We start from the raw sequence: 1262 nt of genomic DNA on the forward strand, positions 1-1262 counted from the left end.
TGGAAGTTGCGTATCCGCGGCAGCAGGTCGATGCCGAGCAGGTGGGCGAGTCCGCCGTGCCCGCCACCGTGCTCGCCCTGGGCTCGGTCAGCCTCATCACCGACGTCTCCTCGGAGATGGTCACGGCGGTGCTTCCGCTCTACGTGGTCGCGAGCCTCGGTCTGTCGCCGCTCGGCTTCGGTCTCCTCGACGGCATCAACAACGGCGTCGGAGCCCTGGTCCGGCTGACCGGCGGCCACCTCGCCGACCGGGGCGGGCGCCGGCACAAGGTCGTGGCGGGCCTCGGCTACGGACTCTCGGCGCTGTGCAAGCCGCTGCTGCCGCTCGCGCACACCCTGCCGGTGCTCGGCGCGGTGCTCGCGGTCGACCGCACCGGCAAGGGCCTGCGCACCGCGCCTCGGGACGCGATGATCTCGCTGGCCACCGAACCCCGGCACCGCGGGCGGGCGTTCGGCGTGCACCGGGCGATGGACACCACCGGCGCCCTCCTCGGCCCGCTCGTCGCCTTCGCCGTGCTGCGGGCCACCGTCGACGGATACGACGCGGTCTTCGCGGTCAGCGCCTGCGTCGCCGCGCTCGGCGTCCTGGTGCTGGTGCTCTTCGTTCCCGCCCGCATCCCGGCGCCCGCCGACGCCGTACGGCGGCCCGAGCCGACCCGGCCGCCGACGATACGCGACGCCGTCGGACTGCTGCGCCGCCCGCAGCTGCGCAGGCTCACGGTGTGCGCGGCCCTGCTCGGGCTGACCACGGTCAGCGACTCCTTCCTCTACCTGCTGCTCCAGCGCGAAGGGAACCTGCCCGCCCACCTGTTCCCGCTGCTGCCCCTGGGCACCGCCGCCTTCTTCCTGCTGCTCGCCGTGCCGCTCGGCGCACTCGCCGACCGCCTCAGCCGCCGCCGGATCTTCCTGGCCGGCCACGGCGTCCTGCTGCTCGGCTACGGCCTGGTGCTCTCCCCGTGGCACGGCGTCCCGGCCGTCGTGGCCGTCCTCCTCCTGCACGGCACGTTCTACGCAGCCACCGACGGCGTCCTCGCCGCCGCCACCGCCGGGGTCGTGCCGGCACAGCACCAGGGCGCCGGACAGGCGCTGGTGGGCACCGGGCAGGCGCTGGCCCGGTTCGCCTGCTCGCTCGCCTTCGGCGCGGCGTGGAGCCTGTGGGGCGGCCGTACCGCGCTCGCCGTCACCGCCGCCGCCCTGGCCGTCAGCGCCGTCGTGGCCTCGTTCGTCCTCCATACCGCCGACGAGGCGCCCGCGGCCGCCGAC

Annotated in this window: 1 protein-coding gene; it reads left to right on the plus strand. The window is 75.4% G+C overall.

Annotation, left to right across the window (positions count from 1 at the left end):
• Nucleotides 1-41: 41 nt before the first annotated feature.
• Nucleotides 42-1262, plus strand: a 1221-nt coding sequence (locus ABT300_RS44195; protein WP_351688866.1) for an MFS transporter, incomplete at its 3' end; no start/stop codon positions are given.

Origin of the sequence: Streptomyces sp. NPDC001027 (genome assembly GCF_040299045.1) — a bacterium.
Classification (GTDB): Bacteria; Actinomycetota; Actinomycetes; order Streptomycetales; family Streptomycetaceae; genus Streptomyces.